Below are 22,564 nucleotides of genomic sequence, written 5' to 3' on the forward strand. Positions count from 1 at the left end.
TTCTCAGCGGATGGTGATCACATCGCGGTGCATGGGCGCCAGCAAGGCCAGCAGGCGGTTTTGCTGTGCGAACGGTATGCCCTGGGCATCCATGGCGCTTTGCAGCACCTCCACCAGGGCGTTGAAGTGGCCCTTGGTGATGTCCATGTCGGCATGGGCTGATTTCATGTCAGCGCCTTCATATTTGCAAGGGCCACCGCTGAGCTGGCAGATCTGGTCGGTCAGGCTTTCCTTGAGCGCGGCGGGTTTGGTGTCCTTGAAGTGGCCGCCGATGCGTGGGTCCACCACCAGACGGTTCACAAAATCGTCCATCAGGCGCGTGATGCCGGGCTTTTCACCCAGTGCCTGGTAGAGGCCTGCCGGGGCCGTGGCATTGGCGGCGCCGGTCTGGGCCAAAGCTGGCTGGGCCAGCAGGCCGCCCAGGGCGAGTGCAAGGGCAATGAGGGTTTTGGGGTGGGTCATGGAAAAATCTCTTCAGAAAGCGACTTGGGCCGACAGGTAGTAGCCCGTCTGGCGGCGGTGGTTGGTGATGCCGGGCACGATGCGGCCCAGGTCTACATAGGCCAGCGTCAGTGACAGGTTCTTGCTCGGCGCCCAGGCGATGAAGATGTCTTTCCAGTCGTCCTCGCGCAACGCGGCGCCCAGGCCGGCGGCGGCGCCCAGCGCCTGCAGGTTGTTGGGTTTGAAGCGGACTTCGGCGCCCACCGCCAGGTTCTTGCTGATGAGGTACGCCACCGAGAACTCGGGCTGCAGGCTGCGGCGATTCTTGCCGGGTGCGGCAGCGCCAAAGCCCAGCAGGCCGTTCTGGTTGGCGTTGGTGGAGCGCAGCGTGCCGTTGACCAGCAGGCTCTGCGCCAGCAGCAGCTTGGTGGCGCTCACATACACGTCGGTGCCGCTGGTTTGGGTGCCCAGAAAGTCGAGCACCGACCCGATGGAGCCAGGGCGCACGCGCTTGTGCTCCAGCCCCACGGCGATCTGCGGCATCCAGCTGTCGGCGTTCAGCACAGCATCGCCTGCCACCTTGACCTTGATGCCCACGATATCCATCTGGATGTGCTGCCCGGGGGTCACGCCAAACGGCGCAATGCCATTGAGCGCGATGGCGGGTGATGCGTCAAAGTCCTGCCGCGCCAGCGACAGCTCCACCCGGTCATGCAAACCCACCGCAACACCGTAGCCATTGAGGCCGTAGTCCTGCGTGGCGGCGCGCGTGGCGTAGCCGGAAAAGCCCACCTCGCCTTCGGTGGCGTTGCTGCCGATCACCGCCCAGGGGGAGAGCCCGCCACCGGCCGACCCGGCGATGGTGCTGACGCCCCCTGTGAGCAGCAGTTTGCCGGTGTCGGCATGGGCCACAGTGGCGGCCAAGGCAAGCGTGGCGGACACCGCAAGCCAGCGTGGATTCTTCATGGGGTCGCTCCTGGGTTGTAAATAAATGCTACACCGATGGAGGTACGTCAGGGCGCCTCCAGCGGATGCACATTCCAGAGCGCTGCCGAGGGTCTTTGAACCACGCCGCCGCTGGCGTGGTGGCTCAGCCCGAAAAAGCGATCCGCTGCACCGTCCAGTACAGCGACAACACCAGCAGCGCCGCCGAGCCCCCCCGCACCACCACCGTGCGGTAAAGCGCCCAACGCGCCAGCACCAAGGATGCAGCACACCACAGGGCCACCACCAGGAGCTGCCCCGCCTCGACCCCCAGGTTGAACCCCGCCAACGCCCACACCAGCGAGCTGCCTGAAATCCCTGCCTCCACCAGCACCCCCGAGAAGCCGAGGCCGTGGATCAGACCAAAGCCCAGCGCCAGCCAGTGGCCCCGCAGGCCCCGGACGGGGAACAGATTCAGCAGCGCCGAGATACCAATGCTGATCGCAATGGCAGGTTCCACCCAATTGCCCGACACCGTCACCCAGCCCAGGCCCGCCAGTGCCAGCGTGACCGAGTGGCCCAAGGTAAAGAGCGTGACGGTGACCAAAAGCGCCTTCAGCCCGGTACGGCGATCCAGAGCGTCAGTCGTCCGGGACGCAGGCAGCTGCTTTGTCATCGGTTGCGGGCTGCGAGGCAGAGGCTGCCGCACCAGCGAAATGGGCAGCAACAGCGCCAGCAAAAAGGCCAGGTGGTCATAGCCTTGCAGAATGTGGTGCACCCCTTCGGCCACAAATTGCAGCAGTGTTGCCACACCACTGCGTGGGGATGCGGGCTCCTGGGCGTCTGCACCTCCAGCCCCTTGCGCACCTGGCTCCCCTTGGGGTGCGACACCGCTGCCTGCGGATCGCAGGTCGGTGCTGGCGCGCCCATCGGGGGCCAGCACGGCCGCCAGCGGCTGGCCGCCGAGCACACCGCCCACCAGCAGGCGGTGCGTGGGGTCGATGCCCTGCATCAGCCCGTAGCGCAGGGTGACCGCCTGGGCGGGCGCACAGGGGAGCGTGGCAGCCAGTCGCGCGTAACGGCCATCGGTGCGCTGCTCCAGTGCTTCAAAGCGCCAGGCGGGGGCCGTCACCGTTCCATCGCACTGCCACAACATGCCCTGGCCCACCCACTGGGCCATGGCGGGCATGGACTGCCGCACCTCCCCCCAGGTGAGCTGGCGGTCGCCATTGGCATCGAGCTGCTCCAGCGCGGCGTCCACATCCTTCAACGCCACCGACAGCACCAGGCCTACCGATGCGCCTGCCCCTGCAGCGCCCTCAGGCGCCGGGGCATCCGCCACCCGCAGATAGGCGTCGCTGGCCTTGTGGGCCCGTGCGCTGGGCACCAGCGCCGCGGCAAGCAACACGACCGCCACCATGGCCCGCAGGGGGGCCGTTGTCCAGTGTTCGCAGCGCATCATTGGCCTCCCCGGGGTTGCCAGCGCGCCAGGCGCACGTCCTGCAGCCCGGTTTGCAGGAGGGCCTGCCGCACCGCCTGGTGGGCGGCAGCGTCGCCCGATTGTTCAGAGGTCTGCAGTGCAAGCCACCAGTCGAGTGGCTCTTTCTGCAGGGCAAGGTTGGTGCGGGCCGCCTTCCATGCGGCGGCGGGTTGCCCTTGCAACCACAGCGCCAGCAAGGCACGCTCCCGGGCATGGGCATCCAGCCCCTCGCCGCGCGCCGCGATGGCGGCAAACCGCGCTTCCAGGTCGCGCGCCAGGGGCTGCCACGCGGCGTCCCCCATCAGCCGCAGGGCCTGCGCGCGCCGCAGCAGTACGGCATCGCTGTCGGGCTGGGGCCTGAGTACCTCCAGCGCGGCGCTCGCACGGTTGCGGCGCAACAGCTGGTCGGCATAGGCCAGCGCGGTGTAGCCGTCGGGGGCATCGGCCAGGCTGCGGCGGTAGGCAGCGTCGGCGGCATCATCGCGCCCTGCGCGCTCTTCGCTCTCGGCCAGCAGTGACCCAATCCAGGCCCGCTGGGTGGCATCCCCCGCAGCCTGCTGCCACAGGGCGGTGAGACCGCTGCGCGCAGCATCGTGCTGACCTTGAAGTGAACGGGTTTCAAGCAGGCAGGCGGTGGCATACAGCGTGGCGCCGTAGCGCGCCACGTTGCGACAGGCGGCCTCGGCGGCCTCATAGCGCGCGGCTACACGCTCCAGCGTGGCCAGCGTGAGCCAGCCCTGCACCTGCGCGGGGTTGGCTTGCAAGGCACGCTCCAGCGTGGCGCGCGCTGCTGCAAATTCATGGCGCCCTTGTTCCACGGTGGCCTGCAACACCAGCAGATCGGCGGGGGCATCGGCCTGGCCCCACCAGCGTGCCAGGGCCGCTTGAGCCCGGCCCAGGTAGCGCGGGTCCGCCGTCTCGCGTGACAAGCTGATCCAGCGCCGGGCGATGGTGGCAGCGGCCTGGGGGGTTGCGGGGGCTGCAGCCACGCGTTCAGGCAGGCGCTCGACCACATCGGCATCCAGGCCGGGGGGCAAGTCCTGCGGCAAGGCAGCCAGGGCCGTGCCAGCCCAGAACATCAGGTGCAGGGCCGCGCACACAAGGTGGGAAGGTTTCTTCATGGGCTCGTGACAACAAACGGGTATGGGAGGAGGCAGACTCACCCACGGAGGCCCCTGGCTACGCCCATTCAGGGCGCAGCCAGGGGCGTCGCGCGAAGGTCAGAGCCGCGAATCGGGCTCTTCGGTCTCGGTGCTGGACAGCACCAACTGGTCCACCGCCTGAGGCTCGGTGGTGTCCGATGCGCCGCTGGCCACAATCGGCTGCACGTACGCGAACGCGTTCACCATCACGGGGCCCCCATTGCCAGGGTCTGCCGTGTTGTCACCGCCTCCGCCCCCGCCGCAACCGGTGATGGCCAATGCCGCCACCGAGGTGAGCGCCAGGTGCTGAATCCGAAGGTTTTTTTGCATGGTGTGTCTCCTTCGGATCAGAAGTTCTTGGCACCGGGCAGTGGTGGGTTCACGTAGGGGAATGCTGTGCGGTAGTCGGTGGCTTTCGTGCGTGAGCCATCGACAAATGCAACGCCTCCTGCCGGGGCGTCACCGGGCTTGCAGCCCACCTTGAGTGCGTCCGAGGCACCGGTCACCGTGCACAGCGCACCCATGGCCACACGCAGGGACACGTCCACCACATCGTCGCCCAGGCGGCGCCCGTTGGGGAAGCCTGCCGCATCGCCGGCGACCACGCCCAGGGAGCTTTGTGCAGCCACTGGCGTGGCTGCAATGCTGGTGTTCAGGCGCAGCATTTCGGCCAGGGGCCCGCCTGCGCCCAGGCCGGTGATGTTTCCGGGGCGGTTCACCGTGGGCAGGCCCGTGAGGAAGGCCGTCATCAAATCAGTGCGCGGGAAGTTGGTGGGGGCCTTGGCGCCAAACAGCGTCTCGACCAGCGCGGGCAGCGTGGGGTGTGTCACATAGTCCGCAAAGTTGGCGGCATCGTCCTTGGGCTTGGACGCGTTGAACTTGTCCTTGTCCTTGAGGCCGATCACCACCTCATTGACCAGCGGCATGCCCAGGCGCGAGACCTGCGTCCATGCGCCACCGGCCTTCTCGCTGGCCTGTAGGCCCGAGTCCGGCTTGCCGTTGAGCAGGCGGGCCTGGCGCAGGCTGGCAGTGGTCCAGCCGCCAATGACCTTCTCGCCCGATGCAGCCGTGAGGCAACTGGTGGGCACTTCCACGGACAGCGAGGTCACGTTCTTGTCGGCAATCTGGCCGGCACCAAAAGCCGCTGCATTCGACTCGCTGGTGATGACCGCAGCGGGCGCATTCACCAGGTCAAAGATGGTGCCCAGCGACACAGGGAACGGGTCCTGCCGCTGGCCCACAAACACCTTGCCGGGCGTGGAGCAGCCGGGGATGTTGATGCCATACACATATTTGCTGGCATAGGCGTCGTAGGCAGCGGCATTGCCCAGGGATTTTTCTCCGATGTAATCGATGGGCTTGGTGAAGGTGGTGCCCCCGCCAGCCATGCTGATCTGCTCGCGCTTGCCGGTGCGGCGGTCACCGCGCACGATGAACATCTCGTACTCTTCCCGGTAGGCCAGCGGGTCGGCCGCCGCGCCGCTGATGCCACCGGCGTTGCGCAGCGGGATCGCTACCTTCTTGCGGGCACCGTCAGGGCCGATGTCGAGGGTGATGCCGTTGCCACCGTTGTTCAGCGTGTTTTTGAAGCGGAACTGGAAGGTGATGTCCTCCGCCGCGTCGCCGTTGTTGTCGATGTGGATCTCATACAGCGCATTCGGGTCCAGGCTGAAGTAGTTGGGGCCGCCATAGGCATCCTGCAGCGGCAGGTAGTTGGCGATCATGGTGACAAAGCCCGCGCGGCCCGGTTCGTAGCTGTTGAACAGGTAGAAATCGGCGCCGTCAACCTTGGGCTGGGTCGTGATGAACGGTGCTTCGCGGTGGCTGGACGCCAGGCTGACGCCCGCTGCGCTGGCCGCCAGGGCAGCCAGCACGGCCAGACTGATTCTTCTCAATGGCATGGAGATCTCCTCGTAGGTGGATAGAGAGGTGCCAAGCACCCCACCACCTATACGGCGAAGAGAACCCTCTGGATTCAGCGGCTGCGACGATTCTTTGTGGGAGGCGTCCCGCCGCCCCATCCGGCAACCCCATGCGGCAATCCCACGCGGCAGCCCGCTGTGTGCCGTTCAGGTGGCCTTGCGGATCAGTGCGCCCTTGAACAGCACTGGCCCGGTCGGGCCTGTGGCGCTGGGTACGCCGCCCAGCGGCTCCAGGCTGATGGCCAGTGTGGGCACTTCCTTCACATCACCTTCCTGGGCCACCAGCTTGAGCAGCTTGTCATGCCCCAGCACACCGAGCGAGCGTGGGCCTTGGCCGGGTGGCAGCGCCCACAGTTGCAGCGACTTGTCCGCCCCCTCCTGAAAGCCGCCCACGCGCTGCAGCACCAGCTGGTTGTTCTTGGGGTCAAAGGTGACCAGCATCGACGCGTCCGCCTTGTCGTCGGCCAGCACGGCCACGTACTGGATCTGGGGTGTCGCCTGCAGTTGCTGCTGCAGCGTGGCAATCTGCGCGCCGGTGGTGGCACGCAGGCCACCATTGACCTGCACGCCGACCACCACGGCCGCCAGCGTGGCGATGGCCCCCGCAGCGGCAGCACCGCGCCACACCAGCAGGTTGCGCCACCAGCCACCCACGGCCGCAGCAGCCGGGGGCACACGCGCAGCCTGCATGGCCGCCGCAGCCTTGTCGGCCTGCACGAGGTTGTCGATGCGGGTCCACACGGCGGGGGCGGGGTCGATGGCAGGTTGCAGCTCGGTCAGGCCCGACCAGCGGGTCTGCCACACCAGGGCGGCGGCGCGCACGGTGGCGTGTTCGCGTGCCAGTGTTTCAAAGCGGCGGCGGGCGCCGCCGCGCAGCGTGCCCAGGGCATAGCTGGCGGCCAGGCGGTCGAGCAGGTCGGGGTGTTGGGTGATGTTCATGGTGGACCTTCCGTGCTCAGGCGTAACGCGCCATGCAGGTGCGCAGTTGCTCCAGCCCCCGGCGGATCCAGGTCTTCACGGTGCCCAGCGGCAACTTGAGCTGCTCGGCCAGTTCGCCGTGACTCTGGTCACGCAGATAGGCCAGGCTGACCACCTCGCGTTGTTTGTGGTCGAGCTTGCCCAGGCAGTGGTGCAGCGCAAACGACTGCTCGCTGGCATCGGCCGTGTCCATGGGGTTGGGCGAATCGCCCTCCAGCGTCTGGGCCAGCTCGTCGTCCAGCTCGTTCATCAGGTCGGCCCGGTCGCTGCTGCGCTTGCGCAGCGCATCCAGCGCCCGGCTGCGCACGATGAGCCCCATCCACGCCATGGGCGGGCTGAGTGATGCGCGGTAGTTGCCGGCGCCGCGCCAGATGCTCAGGAAGGCCTCCTGCAGCACGTCCTCGGCCACATCGCGGTTGCGCACAATGCGCAAGGCCAGGCCAAAAAGCGGCGACGAGGTACGCTCGTACAGCCTTTTGAGCGCAGAGTCTTCCTGCGCGGCGATGCGGTCAAGGAGTTCCATCAGTTCACGGTCTGGTTGGGGGGTGCTCATGCGCCCATTCTCTGGGATGGATCGGGTTTCAAGGACTTGCGGGGCTTTGCTGTAGCTGAATACGCCACAAAAGGGAGGATGGATTCACCCGGAAGCCAGAAACAACAAAGGCCGCAGCGCGGCCTTTGCAAGGGCGAGTCGGCAAGACTCAGGTCGGATAGGTGCCTGGCAACAGAATGGAGCGGTCCACTGTGTTGATGTTGGTGTGGCCGCAGAACGCCATGGTGATGTCCAGCTCTTTCTGGATGATCTGCAGCGCGCGGGTCACGCCTGCCTCACCAAAGGCCCCCAGGCCGTACAGGAAGCTGCGGCCGATCAGCGTGCCCTGCGCGCCCAGCGCGCGGGCCTTGAGCACGTCCTGCCCGCTGCGGATGCCGCCGTCCATCCACACCTCGATGTCCTTGCCCGCCGCAGCGGCAATGCCGGGCAGCGCGGCGATGGAGGATGGGGCGCCATCGAGCTGGCGGCCGCCATGGTTGCTGACGATGAGCGCATCGGCGCCGCTGTTGACGGCCAGGCGCGCGTCTTCGGCGTCCATGATGCCCTTCAAGATCAGCTTGCCGCCCCAGCGCTTCTTGATCCACTCCACATCGCCCCAGTTGAGCTGCGGATCGAACTGTTCGGCCGTCCACGACGACAGCGACGACAAATCGCCCACGCCCTTGGCATGGCCCACGATGTTGCCAAAGCTGCGGCGCGGCGTTCCCAGCATGCCCAGGCACCAGCGCGGCTTGGTGGCCAGGTTGATGAGGTTGGCGACGGTGGGGCGGGGCGGGGCCGAGAGGCCGTTCTTGATGTCCTTGTGGCGCTGGCCCAGGATCTGCAGGTCCAGCGTGAGCTGCAGCGCTGAGCAGTTGGCGGCTTTGGCGCGGTCGATCAGGCGCTCGATGAAGTCGCGGTCACGCATCACGTACACCTGGAACCAGAACGGGTGGTTGCCCGTGTGCTGGGCCACGTCTTCGATGGAGCAGATGCTCATGGTCGAGAGCGTGAACGGGATGCCGAAGGCCTTGGCCGCCTTGGCACCCAGGATCTCGCCGTCGGCATGCTGCATGCCGGTGAGACCCGTGGGCGCAATGGCCACGGGCATGGCCACGTCCTGGCCGACCATGGTGGTGCGGGTGCTGCGGCCCTCCATGTTCACGGCCACGCGCTGGCGCAGCTTGATGCGCTGAAAGTCGCTTTCGTTGGCACGGTAGGTGCCCTCGGTGTACGAACCCGAATCGGCGTAGTCATAAAACATGCGCGGCACGCGGCGCTGGGCAATGACACGCAGGTCTTCAATGCAGGTGATTTTGGACAGATCGGGCACGCGGACGCTCCAGAAAGGGGTTGCACAGGGGGCTGCACAGGGGGCAGACAGGACTGCGCCGAATGGTAGGCACTTGCCTGCGGGTGGGCCATCAAAATTATTTGTGCGGGCTGCAACAAATTTCCAAGGCGGTGGGAGAGCGGGGGCCTTGGAGGGGCAAGAATTTCAAAGAAATTGGCTGCTAGTGCTTATTTGGAAAGCGCTAATAGCTATAAAAATTATAGCAAAATCCCACACCAGAGCTCTGGCGGCTTATGGATCCTGCCCAGCCTCCACAGCGGCCAGCACCACCTCGGGCTCGGCGTCCGGGCCCCGGTAGAGCATGAAGCGCATGCGCCCGCCGCGTTTGGCGGCGTACATGGCGCTGTCGGCATGGCGCGAGAGCGCATCGAACGTATCGCCGTGCTGAGGGAAGAGTGCGATGCCGCCGCTCAGCCCCACCTGCAGAAAACGCCCCGCCAGCGCGAAGGGCGCGTCGCACGACGCAAGGATCTTGCGCGCCACTTGGCAGGCGGCCTCGGCGCCGTCCAGCCCCGGCAGCAGCACCACAAACTCATCCCCGCCCTGGCGGCACACGGTGTCGGACGCGCGCACGGCAGCCTTCAGGCGCTGCGCAAACTGCACCAGCAGCAGGTCGCCCACATCGTGGCCCAGGGTATCGTTCACGTCCTTGAAGCCGTCCAGGTCCAGGTACATCACGGCCAGGCACTTGCCGTCGCGGCGGGCCTGCGAGATGGCCAGCTGGGCGCGGTCTTGCAGCAGCACGCGGTTGGGCAGGTCGGTCAGTGCGTCGTACTGGGCCAGGTGGGCCATGCGCTCGGCCATGACCACCGATTCGGTCACGTCGCGCAGTACGGCCACGGCGCCGGTCACCGTGCCATGGCGGTCGGTGATGGGGCTGGCGGTTTCCTCCACCTGAAAGCGCTGACCATTGGTGCGGTGCAACAGCACGCCCCGCACGGGGGGAGTCGCCATGCCGCACTGGATGGCCGCACGCAGCGTGTTGGTCAAAGGCTCATCGTTGTCAGGGCTGCGCAGGCTCACCACCTCGTCCACGGTGTGGCCTGCCGCATCAAACGCCTGCCAGCCCGTCAGGCGTTCTGCCACGGGGTTGAGGTAGGTCACCATGCCCTTCGCGTCCGAGCAGACCACTGCGTCGCCAATGGCTTGCAGCATCAGGCGCACGCGCTCTTTCTCGTCGAACAGCTCGTTCTCCATGTGCTTGCGCTCGGTAATATCCGTCACTTGCACGAAGAGCCCGGTGACCACGCCGCGCGCGTCTGCGTCGGGCAGGTAGGAGACGATACTGTGCCGCGGCTGGCCTTTCGGGTTCTGGTCCGTACGTTCAAAGCGCTGCGGTGCACCCGCCAACGCCAGGTCGTAGTAGGGCTTGCTGGCCGCGTAGCGGGATTCGCTGAGCAGCTCGCTGATATGCCGGCCGCGCACAGGCACCGGGTAGGTGCCGAACTCCTCGAGTGCCGCCCGGTTGGCAAAGCGGTTGTGCATACTGGCATCCCAGTAGGCAATCATCGAAGGCACGTTGTCGAGGATGGTGCGCAGGTCATGCTCAGCCTCGGCCAAACGCGCCGAAACCTGCTGGCGCAGCACCAGCTCACGCACGAACAGCAGCGCCAACCCAAGGCAGCCAGCCATCAACAGCGCAGCAAAACCACCCAGGACCCAGGCACTGCTCCTCCACTTGGCCAAGATGGTGTCGGTGGACTGGGCCACGTTCAGAATCAGCGGGTAGTTGCCCACAGGCCGGAAGGAGTACAGACGCTCCACGCCGTCGAGCGCGGCCTTACCGACAAAAGAGCCTGTGCCCTCGGCCTGAAAACGCAGCAGGTTAGGCGTACCAGCGATGGTTTTGCCGACATCAGCATCACCATACGGAAAGCGGGAGATCACCACCCCGTCCCGCCGAAACATGTTGACCCCGCTGTTGGAGCCCAGGTCCAGCGAACCAAACAGTTCGTTGAAATAACTCAGGCGGATAGCGCCGACCACCACCCCGGCAAAGCTGCCGTCTGCATGGAAGTACGGACGAGAAATGGGCAGGATGTTCAGACCCGTCACCCGTGAAGGCACGGGCTTGCCGAAGAACAGCTCCCGCTCGCCCCGCTCACTGAATGCCAGAAAGTAGTCGCGGTCGCCCAAGTTGGTGCGGCGAGGGGTCAGGGAACCCGAGTCCAGAATGACGTTGCCCTGAGCGTCCAGCACCAGCACATCGCCCGCGCCGCGCGCGCGCAGCGAGTTGTCAAACACCACCCGCGCACGCAGGTCGGGTGGCAGCGCCCATACCTCGGGCCGTGCCACCTCGCGGGCCACGCCCTCCAGGGATTTGTCGAACGAGTCCAGCGACCAGGCCAGGCCCTGCTCCATGGTGCGGGCCAGGTTGGAGTTGGTCTGCACCGCGTAGCTCCATTCGTCGTTGCGAATGGTCCAGATGGTGCGGGCAAACAAGGCACCAATGCCCAGAGCCACCAGCAAAGCCAGCCATATGAGGCGGTGAGAGAAAAACTGGCGAAGGGAGGGCATAGGGATAGTTTGTAACTATTTTAAACAGCCGCCTTGACAGGGACTTGGCCCCAAGTCACACCGTATTCCTCGGACTTGTCAGCGTCAATGCGCACCTGCCCGGAGAGGCTGGGCCACCACACCTGCGCCGCGCACCTCCAAACGGACCTCGTCCAGCACCTTGCCCTGCGCGTCTGTGAGCTGCACCACATGGCGCCCGGGCCAGGGCAACCAGGCCACCCGAGGGCCTCGGCCCAGGGTTTTGCCATCCAGCCGCCACTGCACCGCATTGCCCGTGGCGGTGAACTGCAGGCGCTGGCGCGCCGGGGGGATGTCGGGGTCCAGCGCAATGATGGTGCCCGGGGCGGGGGCGGTGATGCGCGGGGGCAGACCCGCAGGAGATGGGGCGGCACCGGGCGCAGATTTTTTAGCATCATTTTGGCCGCTGGCGTTTGATGGATAAGCGCTAATAGCTACCGAATCAATAGCAAATAACGCCTGCTGGGTGCCCTGCACAAACCATTCGTCCCGCGCGGCCTCCAGCGGCTGGCCGCCGCCGCGTGGGTCCGGGCTGCCAGGCTGCGGCGCCACGGGCCCAAATCGCACCGCTGTGCGGGCCAGGCCTAGGGGGGCCTTGGGGGCGCGGCTGGGCTCGCGGGCATGCAAAAACCCCATCACCGCCGACCAGATGGGGGCCGCGCCGCTGGTACCGCTCACATCGTGCATGGCGGCGCCGCTGGCGTTGCCCACCCACACACCCACGGTGTAGCGCTCGGACCAGCCCACGGCCCAGTTGTCGCGCATGTCCTTGCTGGTGCCGGTTTTCACGGCCGTCCAGAAGCGGGTGGCCAGCACGCTGTCGGTGCCAAAGGTGCGGGCGCGTGCGTTGCCGTCCGAGAGGATGTCGCCCACGATGAAGGCGGCACGGGCGTCCAGCGCAGGGGCAAAGCGCGGCTTTGCAACATCCGAGAGCGCTACAGCACTCGACCGTCCGCCGTTGGCCAGGGTGCCCGCAACAGGACTTGCGCGCCCGCCGTTGGCGAGCGTGCCCGCAACAGGACTGGCCCGCCCGCCATTGGCGAGCGTGCGAAAGGCGTTGGTCAGGTGCAGCAGCGGCACCTCGGGGCTGCCCAGCGCCAGGCTGTAGCCAAAATAATCGCCGCTTTCGCGCAGCGGCAAGCCCACGGCGCCGAGCTGGCGGTGGAATGCGTCGGGCGTGACCATCACCAGCGTGCGCACCGCCGGCACATTGAGCGACGCGGCCAGCGCCGTGCGCACCGACACCCAGCCCTTGAACTGCCGGTCGTAGTTCTGCGGGATGTACAGGCCACTGGCAGTGGTGATCTGCGCGGGCGAATCCTCTACCAGCGAGGCCGCCGTGAGCCGCCGCTCGGCAATCGCCTGCGCGTACAAAAACGGCTTGAGCGTGGAGCCCGGCTGGCGCAGCGCCAGCACACCATCGACCTCGCTGGCCTGGCTCAGTTGCCCTGAAGACCCCACCCAGGCCAGCACCGCGCCCGTGGCGTTGTCGAGCACCAGCACGGCGCCGTCTTCCACATTGCGCCCGCGCAGCTCGCGCAGGTGCTGCTGAAGGCTCTGCACGGCAAAACGCTGCAGCGGCGCGCGCAGGGTGCTGGGCACACGCTCGGGCACGGCGCCGTCTTTGCCAGAGCGCTGGCGAAGCAGGTAGCGGGCGAAGTGCGGCGCCACGCCTTCGCTCGCATCAAATGCGCGGCGCTGCAGGGCGGCGGTGGTGAAGAGGTCCAGCGCATCGCAATCCACACGGGCCGGGGCTGGGGTGGCGCGCTGCGCGGGGCGCGCGCCGCTGATGGTCTGCATATCGCGCAGCACCCCGCACGCCCGTTGCGCCACCAGCGCGGGCCGGGCATTGGGCGCGCGCACCAACGCAGCAGCCACCGCCGCCTCGCGGTCGTCCAGCCCGTGCGCGGCCTTGCCAAACAGCGTGCGGCTCAGGGCATCAATGCCAACCAGCTCGCTGCGAAACGGCACGAGGTTGAGGTAGGCCTCCAGGATCTGGTCTTTGCGCCAGCGCCGGTCCAGCACCTGTGCGGCCACCGTCTGCCCCAGCTTTTGCACCACGGTGCGCCCGCCAGGGCCCTGGCGCCAGTCACCGTCCAGCAAACCCGCCAGCTGCATGGTGATGGTGCTGGCCCCGCGCGTGCGCTGGTTCCACAGGTTGCCCCAGGCAGCGGCCGATGCGGCGCGCCAGTCCACGCCGCTGTGCTCAAAAAAACGCTTGTCCTCGCTGAGCACCAGGGCCGTGCGCAGGGCGGGCGACACCTCGGCCAAAGGCACCCACTGGCCGCGTCGCACGGTGGCATCGGTGCGCAGGCGCTGCAGTACCTCGCCTTCGCGGGAGAGGATGAGGGTGTCGGAGGGCTTGAAGTCGGCTCGCACCTCGTCAAACGCCGGAATAGCCCAGGCGGCCGATGCGCTGACCATCCAGAGAGTCCAGCCAGCGTACCAGCGGCGAACGCCGCCCCCCCGGCGCTCAGCCATTGGGATGCTCCCGGTCAAACCGGGTTTCGGCCTCGCTCAGGTGGCGCAGCAGCACGTGCGAAATCAGGTTGACGCCAATGCCACCAAACACCACGGGCAATACATAGAGCGCGATGGACAGCTCGGAGATGAAAACCGCGTCGTCGGCCAGCGACGGCGTGGTTTTGGCCAGGGACGCGAGCGACTGCAGCAGGTACACGTCCACCCCAGCGATCAGCACCAGCGCCACACCAAAGCCGAGTACGGCCACGCGGGAGATGGACCGGGTCGCCAGCAGCAACCCGTAAATGCCCGCAGGCAAAACCAGCGAAAACGCCACCAGCACCCAGAACCGCAGTTCCACAAAAACACTGAGGCTCATGGCGTTGTTCTGAAGGGCAGGCTCAAAACGGAAGGCTGCATGGCGCTGCGGTTTACCGAGCCGCCTCCACCTTTACCCGCGCGTTGGGCACTTCGCCAAACATCTCGGGCGCGTACATGGCTTCCACCCGGCTGGGCGGCAAGGCAAAGTCACCCGCGTTGTTCAGGCGCACGGTGTATTCCATCTTGACCGTGCCCTTGGGCAGGTACTCGTAGTAGCTGCGGAAGGCCTCGAAGCTGCGCTCCTCGAACGCGGGCCAGCCCGCGCCGCTGCGCTTCTCGCCTTGGGTGGCGATCTGCGAATCCCGGCCCAGGCCGCTGCCCAGGATGGTGGCACCGCCCGGAATCGGGTCGGTGATGGCCACCCAGGTCATGTCGGCGCTGGCGTTCACCTCCAGCGTCACACGCAGCACGTCGCCGCGCGTGTACTGGCCTGCGGGCAGCGACTTGTTGGCCTGCTCCACGGGTGTCACGGTCTTGGTGATGGCATAGCCCGCAGCAAAGGGCGCCTTGAGCTGGATGGCGGCGACGGATTGCAGGGTGAGCCACGGCTTGCCGGGCCCTTGGTGGGTCACCGCCAGGTTCTCCTTGCCACCGGCCTTGCCCCAGGCCAGGAACATGTCGTTGTTCTTGAGGTTGCCGGGCGATGCGGGCGCACCGAACCAGGTCGTCTGGTGCGCGGCGCCCGTGGCGTCACTGGCCTTCACGCGTTCGACCTTGCTCCAGTCCACGCTGGCGGTGTTGCCAGACATCGCGGCTTTGGTGGTCCCCGAGACTGGCACGGCCTCGAACTTGGCGCTGAATTTCTCCAGCGCCAGCCCGCCCCACAGATTGGCGGTGGTGGTGTGCCAGGCGCCCGCCTGCTGGCGGCTGATGAAGCCATTGGCCAGGCGGCCCATGTCGTCCTTCCATGCCGGGTCGTCCATCACCGCGAGCATCAGGCGCGCGGTGTTCACGTCGCCGTTTTGCATCAGCCACCACCAGTAGTCGTCCTGCTCGGTGCTGAAGATGAGCTTGGTGCCCAGGAACGACAGTCGGCTGCGCAGGATCTGCATGGCCTCGGCCAGGCGCTGGTCGCGCTGGGGCACATCGGCCACGCGCTTCAAGACGTTGACCCAGTCGATCACCGTGTGCGTGGGCCACTGGTTGGGCGCGATGGTGATGCTGCTCACCATGCGGCCCTGGGCCTTGCCGTAGCGCGACAGCGCTTCGAGCGCGGCCACCTTGCGCATGTCCAGGTCCTTGCGGGGGCTCCAGAAGCTGCGCTGGATGCGGCCTTCCACAAACGCAATCAGGCCACGCTCCATGGGCGCGCGGGCGGCATCGGGCAACGCAAACGCGGGGTTGATGCTGGCGGCCTCGTGCGTGGCGGCCAGCACGTAGGCCGTCAGCGTGTCGCTCCCCCGGTTGCCATCCCCATCACGCGGTGGGAAGTAGTTGGCCAGGCCGTCGCTGTCGAGGTAGGTGGGCAGCTGCGCCACCACGGTCTGCCACAGCGCGCCGTCGCGCAGGCCCACGGCCTTGCTGGTCTTTTGCTCGAGGCAGGCAAAGGGGTAGCGTGCCCACCAGTCGCGCACGCCCGGCAGGCCTTCGGCCAGCTTGGGCTGCAGCGACATCTTGAGGCCGCCCCGGCCGGGGATGGCGTCCGCTGGCGGGTTCACGTCCAGGTTGAAGCTGCCGTCCACCTGCACCAGCGTGGCCTGCTGCACCGTGAGTGGCACAGCCGGGATGATGCGCTGGCGGGCCTTGAGCGCATCGCGCGCGCCGCCCACCGTGTCCTTTGCCTCGATCTCCCACAGTATGGACTCGGCGCGGGTCTGCGCCAGTTGCGCAGGCGCCGTCACGTTCCAGGCGACTTCACGCGCTTCTTCGGGCGGGATGTCGATGGTCTGCGGCTTCAAGTCCAGCAGCGTGGCGCGCGGCGATACCTCCACCTTCATCGCCGTCTTGGTGGTGTTGCGCAGCGTGATCTGGGCGCGGAACTGGTCGTCCTCGCGCACCAGTGGCGGCAGGCCGCTGATGATCTGCAAGTCCTGCGTGGCGCGGATGCTGGTGCTGCCGGTGCCGAAGAGGCCGGTGGACGCATCGGCCACGGCCACGATCTTGAAGGTGGTGAGTGCGTCGTTCAGCGGCACCGTCACCTTGGCCTGGCCGTTGGCGTCGAGCTGAATGGAGGGCTCCCACAACAGCAGGGTGTCGAGCAGCTCGCGCGTCTGCGCCCGTCCACCACCACCGCCTGCAGGCACGGCCTTTTTGCCGTAGTGGCGGCGGCCGATGATTTCCATCTGCGCGGTCGATGTCTCCACGCCCCAGCTGCGCCGCTGCAGCATGGCTTCGAGCAGGTTCCAGCTGGTGTTGGGCATCAGCTCCAGCAGGGCCTGGTCCACAGCGGCCAAAGCCACCTCTGCATTGGCAGCGGGCTTGCCGCCCGGCAGGGTCGCGGTGATGGTGACCTGGGCCTTGCCGCGCACGGCGTAGCTTTCCTTGTCCGTGGTCACCTTCACGTCGATCTGGTGGGCCGCTGTGCCCACGCGAATCTCGGCCATGCCCAGACGGAACGCGGGTTTGGACAAATCCGCCAGCGCCGTGGGCGCCTGGTACTCCTTGCCTTCGTACCAGAACGACGTCCACCACTCACGCGGCGCCTTGAAGCCCCAGGTGAAGAAGCTGTACCACGGCACTTCGCGCAGGCGGCCACGCAGGGCCAGCACGCTCACGTACACATTGGGGCCCCAGTCGGGCTGCACCTTCAGGCTCACCGTTGGGTCTTGCCCGTTGAGCTGCACCACCTGGGTGTCGATGATGCCTTCGCGCTCCACGGCCACCAGGGCCGTGGCAAAACGGAACGGCATGCGCACTTGGAACTTGGCGATCTCGCCGGGCTGGTAGCTTTTCTTTTCGGGCAGCAGGTCGATGCGGTCGTGGTCTTCACCGCCAAACCACAGCTCGCCCTGGCGCGTGACCCATACGGAGGATGCGGCCACGCTGGTGTTGCCGTCCTTGTCGGTGGCCGTCACCACCAGTTCCACCTCGCCGGGTTCGTCGAGCTTGGATTCGCACAGCAGCAGGCCGCGTGCATCGCTCTTGCCGCTGCACAGCGTGCCCAGGTCTTTGGTTTCGGTCTGGTTGTCGTAGCTGTAGAAGCCGCCCACCATGCGCTTGCGTGTGCTGGTGGTGATGCGGGCAATGGCCTGCACCTGCAGCGAGGTGTCGGCGGCGGGTTTGCCGTTGTGCTGCAAGGCCAGCGCCTGGTAGCGGATCTTCTGTCGGGCAGACACCCAGCCCTCGGTCTTGATGCCCGCCACCACACCGGCGGGCCACAGCGCTTGCGTGCTGCGGATGGTCTGCACCTCGCCATTGGGGTCGGCGTAGGTGGCTTCCAGCAGCAACTCCTGCGGTTGGCGGGCCTGGGGCACGTTGTCGATGGTGACCTTGCCCGCACCGTCCTTGTTCAGCGTGAGCGGCAGCTTGTCGGCAATCACGCGCGCATCCTGGCGGGCCGCAGCTTCTTCGTCGTCGCTGTTCGCACTTTCCTGCTCGCGCTTGCGGGGCGGTGTGAAGCGGAAGGCCTCGTAGTCGCTGTACTGCAGCGCCTTGCCGCGCACCATGGCCGATACACGCACCGGCAGGTTGGCGGCCCCGCCGCCCGCCACGTAGTTGATCTGCACATCGGTGGGCACCGAGCGCACGCGCACCAGGGCCTTCTTCTCGACCGGGGTGATGCGCCCCTCCAGCACGGGCAGGCGGAACTCCTCCACCCGGAACTCGCCGGAGCCGAAGCTGCGTTCATCACCGGAATCCTTGCGCAGCTCCACCTGGTACACCCCCAGCTTGGCGGCGGGCGGGATGGCGAAGCTATTCAGCGCACTGATGCCACCCGTGGCCGTGTCGCGCCAGGCGACGGGCTGGGTGAACTGCTGGCCACTGCCCACATGGGTGATGACCAGGGTTTCGGGCCGTTCCTTGGGCAGCGCAAAACCCTGGCGGGTTTCCGAGCGCAGCACGTGTTTCATCGACACGGTCTCGCCCGCGCGGAACAAGGTGCGGTCAAAAATGGTGTGGGCGCGTTCGCTGGGGCGCGGGTCGCTGCTGGTGGGCACGTTGAAGCGCCAGGGTTCGATGCCGCGCTGCCAGTCACTCCAGGTGAAAGCCATGTCCTCCACGCCGCCCTCGTCCTTGTGGCGCGCGCTCACGAAGTAGGCGTTGCCGCCGTCGCCGTAGTCGCCGCCATCGCCGCAGCGGGTGGGGTCGGACGACAGGCCTTCGATGCGGGCCACGCCCTGGGCATCGGTCAGTGCGTTGGCCAGCTCATTGCCCTTGCAGTCGCTCACACGCACCGTGGCGCCCTGCACCGGCTGGCCCTTGTCCAGCGTGGTCACCCAGGCCATGGCGTTTTCGCGGCCGAGCTTGAAATGCACGCCCAGGTTGGTCACCAGGGCCGAGGTGCGCACGACCATTGTGCGGGCGTCGCCGTGGCGCTCATCCAGCAGCGAAGCGCCGAGCTTTTGCGAGGCGATCTCCACCACATGGAAGCCGGGTGGCAGTGGAATACCCACCACCTCGAACGGGCGCGGGTCGTTGCTCGCTGGCTTGGGCAAGTCCAGCGTCTTCACGCCACCCTTGCCCGCCAGCAGCGAAAGCATGCGTGACTGCACATACTCCTTGTCTTCGTCCAGCACCTTGGGCAGCGGTCCGGTCACGTCGCGCCGCGCCTGCTTGCGATCCACCACATAGCTGTCGTAGCGCTGCACCTTCTTGAACCACGCAATGATGTCGGCGTCGGTGCGCGGCTTGAGCGTGCTCACGGTGCCCGGCTGCAGGCCCTGCACGCGCAGGGCGGCTTCCACGTTGCGCAGTGTCACGGGCAACAGCGCTGGGGGGTTGTCAGAGCGCGGGCCTTCGGCAAAACGCTCGACGATGCCAAAGGGCGCTGCCGCAAACTTGGCCAGGGGCGGCATGCCGCCGGTGGCCACCTTGAGCGGGAAGTTGTCTGCGTTGCGCAGCGGGCGGCCCGAGGCGTCCTTGAAGTCCTTGGGCAACTCCAGTGTGAAGGACGTGTTTTCAGCCAGGGGCGCCGCAAACTGCACGCTGTTGACCAGCGCATCCCCCTTTTGGCCTTCGATGCCGCCATCGGTCTGGGGCTTCAGGGTTTCCTTGGCGGACTTGAGGCGAATGGCGGTGGCCAGGCTGCGCGGCACCGGGGCGTTGAAGGACAGCTGCATCGGCCGGATGGGCAGGCAGGCGGCCTGCGCGTTCTCGCGCTCGCAGCTGAACTCGGCCGCAAACGGCTCGCGCACCTTGAAGTCAAAGCGCTTCTCCACCGTGTTGGCCACGCCGCTGGGCGTGACCACGCCCTTGCCAAACACGATCTGCATGCGCGAGCCCGAGGTGAACCGCCGGTTGCAGGCCAGCGTCGCGTACTGCAAGGGTTCTTTCGCCGCGCTTTTTTCCAGGCCCAGCGTCTTCAATATTTCGGCGCGCTGCGCGCCTTCAATCAGCCGCACCGGCACGCGCTCGCCCACGCCTTCCACCGTGCACCACACATTGGCCTGAACGCTGGCGGTGGTGGCGGGCCCGTTGAGCTGCAGCACGAAGAACTGCTCTTCGTCGATGGCCTGGTAGGGGTTGGGGCGGATGGTCTGCACAAACGGCCCGCCGCTATTGAACTGATAGCTTTTGGCGCCCGTCAGATCAGCGCCAGAGGCCGATTTGAACCCGGGTTTGACCGTTGCGGTGCAGCGCACGCCGGGTGGAAGGTCACTTTCAAAGTCGAAAACCCACTCGCGCTCGCCTGTCCAGCGGCCCGTGCCCTTGGTGGCGCTGGCATCGCTGCAGCTCAGGTTGATGGGCGCGGGCGCCTTGGGGTCGCCGAAGTTGACGGCCGCCGCATCGAACTTGGCCACCACTTGCCGCACCCGGGCCACTTCGCCCTGCGGTGAAAAACTGGTGATCTGCAGGGCGTGTGCGCCCATCGAAACCAAAGCCCCCGACAACAACACCAGGGCACGTTGCAAGACATTCATTTTTGACATCCCTCTATCCGACTCGACCGCGAGGGTAGCCGATATGCCGGGGACCGCCCCCTGCTGCGATGACACGGAAGGTAACAACTCGTTCGCAGCCCCCGCGCGCCAAGGCTGGCGGGCAGTGCGCACAAACCCCACCGGTATACTGCGCCGCAAAATAAAGCGGGAGAGAGGGAATCATGAAAAAGATCGTCTTGTTGGCGGCCTTGTGCGCGGGCGCCTGGTATTACTTTGTCGGCGGGCGCACATTGGACGAAAAAATGGTGCGCGCCTACTACGACCAGAGCGCGCACGCCCTCTATAAGCGAGACGCTGAGCTGATGTGCAAACAGCTCAGCAGCAAGGCCATCATCCAGGACGAGACGGTGATGAACGGCCAGACGCAGCGCAGCACACTCAACCACGACCAGCAGTGCGAGGCCTTCAAGGCCAGCATGCAGATGTTCGAGCAGATCGGTGACCGCATGGGCGGCATCCTGACGGTCGAGTTCGAATTCCACATCGACAGCATAGAGATCGAACCGGGCCGCAAAAGCGCCAAGGTCAAAGGCACCAGCCTGCTGAAGATGGGAGAAACCGTCATGCAGTTCAGCTCCACCTTCAACGAGCAACTCGTGCGCGAAATGGGGCAAATGAAGCTCCTGCGCTCCGACCAGCGCACCGTGGTGCGCATGGCGGGCGGGCGCGGGATGTCGCAGTCCGACTTCTTCTCCAAATAAGCCCGGGGCACCCCATGCAGCGCGAAACCGCAAAGACGCCCCGTCCGTTCTGGCACCAGATCAACACCTTTTTCGCGTTTCCGCTGCAGCCCAAGCCGCTGATGTACAGCGTGCTGCTGGCGCTCTCCAGCTTGCTGTTCAAGCTGATCTTCTTTGTGCCCGACGCCCTGGGTATCCTGATCGTGGAGATCGGCATCCTGCTGGCCGCATCGCGCTACGGATTCAAAGTCACGGCCCTGGGCTCACGCGGCATCTACAAGGCCGAAGACTACCCTTCCGAGCTGGACCCTGACTGGAAGAACCTGCCCTGGAAACTGTTCGCCATCCTGATCGTGCAAGCCATGGCCGTGGGCTGGCTGCAGCGCCTGAACCCCCTGCTGGGCACGCTGGCCTGGCTGGCCATGTGTTTCCTGCTGCCCGCCACGCAGATCGTGCTGGTGCAGACCTGCAGCTTTACCGAAACCCTGAACCCCGCCAACGCCTGGAACGCCGTGCGCACCATTGGCTGGCCCTACCTGCTGCTGTGCCTGTTCCTCTTCCTGCTGAGCCAGGGCACCTTCATCGCACTGGGCATGCTGGTGCCCATCTTCAAGGGCTGGATCCTGCTGCCCATCGTCAACTGGCTGCTGATCTATTTCAGCTGGGTCATGGCAAGCCTGCTGGGCTACGCCATGTACCAGAACCATGCAGCCTTTGGCATTGACCTGCTGCCCGGCGCAGGCCTGGACGACGACGGCACCCCTGTTGACCGCCGCAGCCCCCGCCAGATCGAGCAAGACGCCACCGACGCACACGTGGCCGCGCTGATCACCGCGGGCGACATGGTCGGCGCCCTGGGCGTCGCCTACGAAGACCAGCGCACCCGCAGCGACGAAGTGCCCGCACAGCGCCGCTACCACCGTGTGCTGACGCTGGCCGAAGGCAAAACCGCCACCCTGCTGGACCATGCCCAGCGCTACATCCCGCTGCTGTTGCGCTCGGGCCAGGGCGGCGAAGCGCTCAAGGTCTTTCAAACCTGCCGGGCCAAGGACGCCCAGTTTGCGCTGCAGGACGCCAACGCCACCCTCAACCTGGCCAAAGCCGCCTGGAATGCCAACAACGCCAAAGACGCGCTGGCCCTGCTGCAGGGCTTTGACCGCCGCTTCAAAAACCACGACAGCGTGCCCGCCGCCTATGAACTGGTGGCCCGCGTGCTGCTGCAAGGCATGAACCGCGCCGACATGGCCCTGCGCGTGCTGGCCACGCTGGAGTCCCGCCACCCGGACACCGAGGCCACGCGGGAAACGCGGTGGCTGCTGCGCAACCATGTGCCGCAAGGGGCTGCGGGGGGTTAAGGATGACCTGCATAACCCTCGCGAGGCGGTGGTAGTGCGGATCGGGATGGGGCACAAGGCGTCTTTTGGCAGCCAATAGCCGCGCTATTGGCAAGAAAAGCAACGCAGTGGCCCGCCCGAGACCGCGCTATCACAGACCGCAGGGAGTTATGCAGGTCATCCTTAAGGGGTTTTTGGGGTTTTGGCGCCCTGGCGTTTATCCATAAAGCGCGAGATGCTATGGTATTGATAGTGATTGCCGAGTGTTCCATGAACCGGCCGGGCCTCTTCTCTGAACAGGCATGCCTCACACACCAGCAAGCCAGCAAACCAGCCCACGCTTCGGCAAGTTCGGCC

At 66.4% G+C, this 22,564-nt stretch carries 15 protein-coding genes; 2 read left to right on the forward strand and 13 right to left on the reverse strand.

The window, feature by feature from the left end; genetic code table 11:
• Positions 1-3: 3 nt before the first annotated feature.
• The 13 genes from LPA35_RS09365 to LPA35_RS09425 form a co-directional block, all read right to left on the reverse strand.
• Entirely contained in the window at positions 4-462 is a 459-nt protein-coding gene (locus tag LPA35_RS09365) for a group 1 truncated hemoglobin (protein WP_121420816.1), read from the reverse strand.
• Between the two features lie 12 nt (positions 463-474).
• Complete coding sequence (locus LPA35_RS09370; RefSeq protein ID WP_228896663.1) at positions 475-1,407, reverse strand: DUF3034 family protein; 933 nt, start codon at positions 1,405-1,407, stop codon at positions 475-477.
• Between the two features lie 124 nt (positions 1,408-1,531).
• On the reverse strand, positions 1,532-2,824 hold the full coding sequence (locus LPA35_RS09375) for a HupE/UreJ family protein (protein ID WP_228896665.1): 1,293 nt from the start codon (positions 2,822-2,824) through the stop codon (positions 1,532-1,534).
• Positions 2,824-3,966 (reverse strand): hypothetical protein, encoded by a 1,143-nt coding sequence (locus LPA35_RS09380; protein WP_228896667.1) that lies wholly within the window; start codon positions 3,964-3,966, stop codon positions 2,824-2,826. Before LPA35_RS09380 ends, LPA35_RS09375 begins: the two co-directional genes overlap by 1 nt.
• 99 nt (positions 3,967-4,065) lie before the next feature.
• Positions 4,066-4,317 carry a hypothetical protein gene (locus tag LPA35_RS09385; protein WP_218300515.1) on the reverse strand — a complete coding sequence of 84 codons (252 nt, stop codon included), beginning with the start codon at positions 4,315-4,317 and terminating at the stop codon, positions 4,066-4,068.
• 17 nt (positions 4,318-4,334) lie between these two features.
• Positions 4,335-5,888, reverse strand: coding sequence for a DUF4331 domain-containing protein (locus LPA35_RS09390; protein WP_228896669.1), 1,554 nt, complete (start codon positions 5,886-5,888; stop codon positions 4,335-4,337).
• 168 nt (positions 5,889-6,056) lie between these two features.
• On the reverse strand, positions 6,057-6,848 hold the full coding sequence (locus LPA35_RS09395; RefSeq protein WP_228896670.1) for an anti-sigma factor domain-containing protein: 792 nt from the start codon (positions 6,846-6,848) through the stop codon (positions 6,057-6,059).
• A 16-nt stretch (positions 6,849-6,864) separates the two neighbouring features.
• The gene (locus LPA35_RS09400; protein WP_121420810.1) at positions 6,865-7,440 is read right to left on the reverse strand and encodes an RNA polymerase sigma factor; all 576 of its coding nucleotides are present in this window, start codon (positions 7,438-7,440) and stop codon (positions 6,865-6,867) included.
• A gap of 148 nt (positions 7,441-7,588) precedes the next feature.
• Positions 7,589-8,752 (reverse strand): alpha-hydroxy acid oxidase, encoded by a 1,164-nt coding sequence (locus LPA35_RS09405; RefSeq protein WP_055400613.1) that lies wholly within the window; start codon positions 8,750-8,752, stop codon positions 7,589-7,591.
• Between the two features lie 252 nt (positions 8,753-9,004).
• Complete coding sequence (locus LPA35_RS09410) at positions 9,005-11,290, reverse strand: diguanylate cyclase domain-containing protein (RefSeq protein ID WP_055400615.1); 2,286 nt, start codon at positions 11,288-11,290, stop codon at positions 9,005-9,007.
• A gap of 84 nt (positions 11,291-11,374) precedes the next feature.
• Positions 11,375-13,789, reverse strand: a complete 2,415-nt coding sequence (pbpC, locus tag LPA35_RS09415) for a penicillin-binding protein 1C (RefSeq protein ID WP_370641390.1) — start codon at positions 13,787-13,789, stop codon at positions 11,375-11,377.
• Complete coding sequence (locus tag LPA35_RS09420) at positions 13,782-14,150, reverse strand: hypothetical protein (RefSeq protein WP_055400618.1); 369 nt, start codon at positions 14,148-14,150, stop codon at positions 13,782-13,784. Before LPA35_RS09420 ends, pbpC begins: the two co-directional genes overlap by 8 nt.
• A gap of 52 nt (positions 14,151-14,202) precedes the next feature.
• The gene (locus LPA35_RS09425) at positions 14,203-20,172 is read right to left on the reverse strand and encodes an MG2 domain-containing protein (protein WP_228896672.1); all 5,970 of its coding nucleotides are present in this window, start codon (positions 20,170-20,172) and stop codon (positions 14,203-14,205) included.
• A 182-nt stretch (positions 20,173-20,354) separates the two neighbouring features.
• On the opposite strand from LPA35_RS09425, the gene LPA35_RS09430 reads away from it, so the two are divergent.
• Together LPA35_RS09430 and LPA35_RS09435 are read left to right on the forward strand one after the other, a co-directional pair.
• Complete coding sequence (locus LPA35_RS09430; RefSeq protein WP_055400622.1) at positions 20,355-20,894, forward strand: hypothetical protein; 540 nt, start codon at positions 20,355-20,357, stop codon at positions 20,892-20,894.
• A gap of 14 nt (positions 20,895-20,908) precedes the next feature.
• Positions 20,909-22,228 (forward strand): tol-pal system YbgF family protein, encoded by a 1,320-nt coding sequence (locus tag LPA35_RS09435; protein ID WP_228896674.1) that lies wholly within the window; start codon positions 20,909-20,911, stop codon positions 22,226-22,228.
• The last annotated feature ends 336 nt before the right edge of the window (positions 22,229-22,564 follow it).

Source organism: Acidovorax sp. Leaf73 (genome assembly GCF_916855635.1).
Taxonomy (GTDB): domain Bacteria; phylum Pseudomonadota; class Gammaproteobacteria; order Burkholderiales; family Burkholderiaceae_C; genus Acidovorax; species Acidovorax facilis.

What these genes read in the sequence shown, in the direction of transcription:
- LPA35_RS09420 (WP_055400618.1), bottom strand. Translation starts at nt 14,150, where the DNA reads ATGAGCCTCAGTGTTTTTGTGGAACTGCGGTTCTGGGTGCTGGTGGCG.
- LPA35_RS09375 (WP_228896665.1), bottom strand. Translation starts at nt 2,824, where the DNA reads ATGCGCTGCGAACACTGGACAACGGCCCCCCTGCGGGCCATGGTGGCG.
- LPA35_RS09380 (WP_228896667.1), bottom strand. Translation starts at nt 3,966, where the DNA reads ATGAAGAAACCTTCCCACCTTGTGTGCGCGGCCCTGCACCTGATGTTC.
- LPA35_RS09430 (WP_055400622.1), top strand. Translation starts at nt 20,355, where the DNA reads ATGAAAAAGATCGTCTTGTTGGCGGCCTTGTGCGCGGGCGCCTGGTAT.
- LPA35_RS09385 (WP_218300515.1), bottom strand. Translation starts at nt 4,317, where the DNA reads ATGCAAAAAAACCTTCGGATTCAGCACCTGGCGCTCACCTCGGTGGCG.
- LPA35_RS09395 (WP_228896670.1), bottom strand. Translation starts at nt 6,848, where the DNA reads ATGAACATCACCCAACACCCCGACCTGCTCGACCGCCTGGCCGCCAGC.
- LPA35_RS09390 (WP_228896669.1), bottom strand. Translation starts at nt 5,888, where the DNA reads ATGCCATTGAGAAGAATCAGTCTGGCCGTGCTGGCTGCCCTGGCGGCC.
- LPA35_RS09370 (WP_228896663.1), bottom strand. Translation starts at nt 1,407, where the DNA reads ATGAAGAATCCACGCTGGCTTGCGGTGTCCGCCACGCTTGCCTTGGCC.
- LPA35_RS09410 (WP_055400615.1), bottom strand. Translation starts at nt 11,290, where the DNA reads ATGCCCTCCCTTCGCCAGTTTTTCTCTCACCGCCTCATATGGCTGGCT.
- LPA35_RS09425 (WP_228896672.1), bottom strand. Translation starts at nt 20,172, where the DNA reads ATGAATGTCTTGCAACGTGCCCTGGTGTTGTTGTCGGGGGCTTTGGTT.
- LPA35_RS09365 (WP_121420816.1), bottom strand. Translation starts at nt 462, where the DNA reads ATGACCCACCCCAAAACCCTCATTGCCCTTGCACTCGCCCTGGGCGGC.
- pbpC (WP_370641390.1), bottom strand. Translation starts at nt 13,789, where the DNA reads ATGGCTGAGCGCCGGGGGGGCGGCGTTCGCCGCTGGTACGCTGGCTGG.
- LPA35_RS09435 (WP_228896674.1), top strand. Translation starts at nt 20,909, where the DNA reads ATGCAGCGCGAAACCGCAAAGACGCCCCGTCCGTTCTGGCACCAGATC.
- LPA35_RS09400 (WP_121420810.1), bottom strand. Translation starts at nt 7,440, where the DNA reads ATGAGCACCCCCCAACCAGACCGTGAACTGATGGAACTCCTTGACCGC.